7 protein-coding genes are annotated in these 5345 nt (G+C 62.5%); 3 read left to right on the top strand and 4 right to left on the bottom strand.

Going from position 1 to position 5345, the window contains the following annotated elements:
* Positions 1-280 precede the first annotated feature (280 nt).
* The gene (locus tag MET2598_RS0115405) at positions 281-1069 is read left to right on the top strand and encodes a hypothetical protein (protein WP_018261446.1); all 789 of its coding nucleotides are present in this window, start codon (positions 281-283) and stop codon (positions 1067-1069) included.
* Positions 1005-1181, top strand: a complete 177-nt coding sequence (locus MET2598_RS43560; RefSeq protein WP_330218347.1) for a hypothetical protein — start codon at positions 1005-1007, stop codon at positions 1179-1181. The genes MET2598_RS0115405 and MET2598_RS43560 overlap by 65 nt, the downstream gene beginning before the upstream one ends.
* Positions 1182-1395: 214 nt before the next feature.
* Here MET2598_RS43560 and MET2598_RS0115400 read toward each other — a convergent pair whose 3' ends face one another.
* The 4 genes from MET2598_RS0115400 to MET2598_RS0115390 all read right to left on the bottom strand — a co-directional run bounded on the left by MET2598_RS0115400 (position 1396) and on the right by MET2598_RS0115390 (position 4920).
* Positions 1396-2286 (bottom strand): hypothetical protein, encoded by an 891-nt coding sequence (locus MET2598_RS0115400; protein ID WP_018261445.1) that lies wholly within the window; start codon positions 2284-2286, stop codon positions 1396-1398.
* 994 nt (positions 2287-3280) lie between these two features.
* A complete protein-coding gene (locus MET2598_RS39225) occupies positions 3281-3697 on the bottom strand; it encodes a lysozyme inhibitor LprI family protein (protein ID WP_157182167.1) in 417 nt (138 codons plus the stop codon).
* A 311-nt stretch (positions 3698-4008) separates the two neighbouring features.
* Positions 4009-4452: a CHRD domain-containing protein gene (locus MET2598_RS0115395; protein WP_018261444.1), complete on the bottom strand. Its 444-nt coding sequence runs from the start codon at positions 4450-4452 to the stop codon at positions 4009-4011.
* A 51-nt stretch (positions 4453-4503) separates the two neighbouring features.
* Complete coding sequence (locus tag MET2598_RS0115390; RefSeq protein ID WP_018261443.1) at positions 4504-4920, bottom strand: hypothetical protein; 417 nt, start codon at positions 4918-4920, stop codon at positions 4504-4506.
* A 284-nt stretch (positions 4921-5204) separates the two neighbouring features.
* Between MET2598_RS0115390 and MET2598_RS43760 the strand changes: the two genes are divergently transcribed.
* On the top strand, positions 5205-5345 hold a 141-nt coding region (locus MET2598_RS43760), incomplete at its 3' end, for a helix-turn-helix domain-containing protein (protein ID WP_157182338.1).

Genomic DNA, 5345 nt, shown 5'->3' with positions numbered 1-5345 from the left:
CACCCCGACCCTACCCGGCAACCGCCGATGACCACCCCGCGAGAGATCCCGCCTGCTTCGGCGCTGTGGAGGGCGCGCAGACGGGCTCTCTCGCTCCCGTCGAGCTACACCACCACCAGGGACACGACCTGCAGTCCCACTTGAAGATACTCCCTCGGACAATGCGAGAGAGACATCAAGTTCGGTTGTATAGTCGTCTCAGTCTGCGGATGCGCGTCCATGAGGGCGTCACCAATACGGATGGTTCTGCTCCTGAAGCCTCTCAGCCGAGGTGACCGCGATGTCGAAGTCCACAATGTCCTCTCCACGGGAACCAACCGAGCAGGAGCAGGAGGCGATCAAGCGCGCCCGGCGGCGGATCCGGGCGCGCCCGCTCCCACTTGCCTACGAGGTGGACCTCGCGGAGGGAGGTGAGGTGGCGCTCGACGCCCCCCATGCCGATGCGGCCGGGCAGCACCTGCACATGCTCGACACGTTCGGCACAGCGTCGGATGCGTTCGGACGTCACATGCTCGGATGGCTCGGCGCGGCCGCGTGCGAACCGGGCAAGGGTCCCCCCGCGGCCCAGCAGCTCAACGCCGCCCTCGCGGCTGTCGGGGGCCTCGCCCCCCGCAACGAGGCCGAGGCGATGCTGGCCGTGCAGATCGTCGCGACGCACGAGGCCGCCATGTCGATGATCAGTCGGGCCAAGGGGGCCAAGGACACGGCCGCCATGGAGCGCTTCGGGACACTGGCGACCAAGCTGCAGCGGACCTTCCTCGCCCAGCTCGAAACCTTGGCCAAGATCCGACGCGGCGGCGAGCAGAAAGTGACTGTCGAGCACGTGTACGTCGCTCCAGGTGGTCAGGCCATCGTCGGCGCCGTGGCGATGCCGGGGGGTGGGGGATCTCTCGAAAATGGACATCAACCCTGTGAACCTGCCGACGACCGAGCCCTTGCAACTTCGCCTGTCGCGCCGCTGCTGCGCCAAGACCCGGCGCGGGACGGAGTGCCAGTCCCCCGCCATGAAGGGCCGGAAGCGCTGCCGTCTCCACGGCGGCGCAATCGGGAGCGGTGCCCCGCGAGGTAGTGCGAACGGCCGCTTTCGGCACGGTCTGCGCACGGCAGAGGTGACCGCCTTGAGGCGGCAGATCAGGGAATTGTTGCGCAGCGCTCGGGCAACCCTTGATGACCTCAGCTGAGGACGCCTGCGCCGCAGCAATGGCCGTGGCGGCTACATGAGCGTGGCGGACCTCGTTGCCGAGTTGCACACCAGGCCAGAGATGGGGGTTGCCTTCGATGACCCTGGCAAGAGAATGAAGCCGGGCCGGCGCACCATGACAGAGGCCGTGTTCAAGGCTCTGCCTTGGGAGGAGCGCGCGGCACGGATGGGTTGGACTAAAGGAGCAAGGCGGTTTAGAGCTTGGGCAATTTCTCGTCGACGGCGGCAGCTTCTGCTCCGCGACGCTCTACAGCAGCGGTGAAATCCTCAGGAGTACGCTCGACGAAGTCCCGCAGAGTGACTTGGAACTTCGGCTCATCGCTAGGCGGAGGACAGTACGGAGCCGGGCGGGTTCGAACCTGTTCGCGAAGTGCGGTGTCGATCGCCGTCATCTCCGGCTGCAGCGCGGACAGCTTTGCTTCGACGGCGCTGCGCTGCGGGCCAGTGGTGGTGACCTCGCATTCTTTGATGACCTGCTGCAGCATCAACCCAACGAAGTAGGCCTTCACCCGGGCCGCTGATGGTTCAGCAGGCGCGGTCGCCTTCGGGGCTAGGGGTGCAGGAGCCACCGAGGCGGTGCGCGCAGGGGCAGCATCGCAGCGGCGCAAGGCCTCGTAGGCTTGCGGGAACCCGGCAATATCGAAATCGGCGTCGCTGTCGTCGAAACGTAGGATGATCTTCCGAGCTGCCAGGAGGTCCGGGACAACCGTGTCGGGGAGCTTGGTGGAGAGCATCTCAGCATCACCGACCCAGCGTGACTTGGCGTCGATGAGCTTCTTGTCGAGAGCGAGCGGCACCGTGACTTTCTCGTTCTTGTCCCACCCCCAGCCCTGATAGGCCAGAACGAGGACCGCACGCGATCCGTCAAGGGCGAAGACGACCGCGTTGACCGCGTTGTTGTCGTCGCGGTCTTTGTAGGTGCGGCTCGCGACGCAAGGGTTCGGCCCGGCATCACCGACCGTGCGCTCGACTTCCCAGCCCTTCACCTTCTCGAAGGGCTGCCGCTCGCCCGCCCATGATGCTGCGGAGACTAGGGCAGAAAGCAGACCAGCAGTGATCACGGTCGAGGCTGTTAACGATTGCATAGGATAGCGCCCCTCCGAGGGGCATCGGCAGGTGCGGCGCGAGGAAAGAGGGGCCGTCTTGCTCCACTGAGCAGTAACTCGATATTCTTAAGTGCTTCTGGACTAAGTCGCAACTAGGCGCCAGTCCGTTTCAATTATGGTGAATCACTTTTGATCAGCGAGGACGGATGTGAGAGTCGACGAGCCAGTATGAAGCGGCCTTGTCGTGCAACTCGTGGTACGAGCGCACCTAGGGTATCGTACCGTCATCGACACTGATGGCTTCCCGGCAGACCTCGCGCTCCCTGATATGGAGCTGCACCTAAGCGAGAGTCGGCAGCCTTCTCAGGCTCTCCGGATAGGCCTAAAAAAGTTTGCGACAGGCCTCAGGCGCCCGGGATGACGCTCGACATTCCACGCCCGGCCGCCGCCTCATGCATCACAAATCTGATGTCGTGAGCACCGTATGACGAAGGAAGTGGTCGTGACCGGCCGGTCGCTCCTGTGAGGCCTTCGGGAACACAATGCCAGCCATAGATGTCGCCATCAGATTTGTCGTGACCCTAATCCATGTTATTATCTTTGCACTTTCATGCTATGTTGCCTCTTTCCTAGCCATATTGATCATCTTAGGCTTGAGTGGCGGCCGGGAATATTCCATGATTTTAGCATTCGGATTTCCAATGTTCTATGGAATACCCCTCTCAATTATCGGAGGCATTATTCTTGTATTACGGGTACGTCTGATCGCTCGCATGTTTATTATATCTGTTGTATATTTACTTGCTTTATATATGATACAGCATCAATCAGAAGCGTTTGTGATTACTGCTGATATTCTTTTGTGGGCGTCTAATATGATGATGCATGTTGTTTTCGAAAAAATACGGAGGTCTACTTAAAATACGTCGTGTGAGTAATGGGGCATCCTCAGCTTATTTTATGATGTTACCGTATTCCCGCTACCTGAATTCGCACAAATTGTGTGACCGCGAATTAGTCACCTCGTTTACAATCAACGCTTAATCAGACTTTCTAAAAACTTTACCCTTCGTGCGAGAACGTCGAGACCACAAGAGCTAGCAGCTAAATCATCAATAGTGCCTCCTTCACCAAAACCATAGATCAAATTACAACTGCTCTTTCTGTAAATCAGCCAATCACGCTGCGATTGCCTCAACTCAGATTTCTGCTTCTCAGAAGCCCTGTCCATCAACTGCTTGTAAATAGCGTTCAATTTCTTATCCTGCCGGTCCGCTTCCGCGCTGCCACAGTCGAGCATCTCGGACGTGACACCGCCGGACTTTTCCATACACTCGCTGTAATTGGGCGTGTTCAAATGCTCACCCTCTTGAGCGCCGAACGACGCCCCCGGAAGCAGCAAGACACAAGCAAGGAGTGCAATAAGTCGCATCAGCACCGATGACACCACGCTTACTTGCGAGACTCAACCTTTGACCAGCTCCTCGTTGCGCTGTTGAACGAGCCTTCGCGGCCAGCCTCGTCCTGGGGCTCAGCGCCGGTCCGACCACGATACGTCCGGCCTGACTACCCAATAGCTCTCGGGCAGCGAGCCGGCTTCGTCCATCCCCCCGGCCCGCCTGCCCGTGCAGCCGCGCGTAGATCCCGAGGACGTTGCGCATCACACTGAACTGCCGCGAGACGCAGGCCGAGCAGCGCACGTTCGACCCCGCGGGACACCAATGAGCTGGCCCTCAACCAGGACCCGCCGCGCTCAGCTCCTCAAGGTGCCCGCTCCACCTGCCCGCGGATCTCGCCCTTCGGGTTCTCGGCCGTGTGAATGTTGAAGTAGAGCTTGCCCGCCAGCAGGTCCGCCGCCTTCGCCTCGTCCAGCGCCGCCGAGCCCTCGAACGGGCTCGTAGCAGCCGGAGCCGGGATCAGCACGCCCGCGTTCTGGCCCGGCGCAGCCGGGCCGTGGAAGTGAGCGGCCGTCACCGACCCTGTCAGGCCGCTGTAGCTGCCCTTCCAGCTCAGCGTCCTCGTTCCCGGATCGTAGGTCGCGGTGACCTCTCCGGTGCCCTTGGTCTGGTTGGACGGCACCTCGCTCGTCCCGTTCAGGGTGGCCCTGAAGGTCTGCTTCTCTCCGGCGGCATCAGCCGAACCCACGAGACCGAACGGCAGAGACAGAACCAGGGCGGCAACGCTGCGGCGAATGGTCGGGGTCATGCTCGCCTCCTCAACAACACGGTGAGCCTACCAAAATCTCGAAAGGGTGGATCAGCCCTTGAGGCGCTTGTTGCACTCGGACCAGTAGCCGCCACCCTTCTCGATCCAGGTCATGCCGGCGTTACCCGCGCCACCCGCGGCCTTGTTGGCGTTGTACTGGTCCACGCAGGTCTTCTGGCGCGCCTTGCCGGCCGGCTCGCTGGCGTACTTGGGCGAGATCGCGGTCGGGAACACTGCCCCGGCGGGCGCGGCAGCGGCCGGCTTCCGGGCGGGGGCCGCGGGCTTCTGGGCGGGCGCGGGGGCGATCTTCCCGGCGGGAGCCGGCGCCGCCGGCCTTGTGGCCGGGGCGGCGCCCTGGGCGAAGGGGTTCTGCGTCGGCGTCGTGCGCCCTCCGGGAGCCACCGTCTGGGCCAGGGCCGGGCCAGCGAGGAGGGCGATGAGCGGGAGGGTCAGGGTGATCAGGCGCATGTTTGCGGGCCTCGATGAGCACCGAAATCCTAATCACGACCGGATGAACGACAGACGAAGAAGGCCCCGCCGCGGGGCGAGGCCTTCTCGATGTCGCTGTCTCTGTCTGCGGATTCCGATTGAAGTCGGCCACCGGTTCCGAGGCGAAGCCGGCCAGCGTTCCGATTTGATGTCGGCCAGCGTTCCGAGATGAAGCCGGCCACTCGGTAGCCGGCATCGGCCACGGCGCATCCCCGCGGGTCAGCAACCGCGGCATCCCAGTCCTCGAGCACGAGGAGAGCGGGATGCCGGCCAGGAGACAGCTGACCATGCGACAAATCAAACAGATGCTGCGGCTCGCCCACGATGGGGTGAGTTCGCGCGAGATCGGACGAACGCTGGGCGTGGCCCGCTCGACCGTGCAGGACAACCTCGCCCGGGCAACC

This window comes from Methylobacterium sp. WSM2598, from assembly GCF_000379105.1.
In the GTDB taxonomy this organism is placed as follows: domain Bacteria; phylum Pseudomonadota; class Alphaproteobacteria; order Rhizobiales; family Beijerinckiaceae; genus Methylobacterium.
This window is presented reverse-complemented; position numbering and strand designations above follow the sequence as displayed.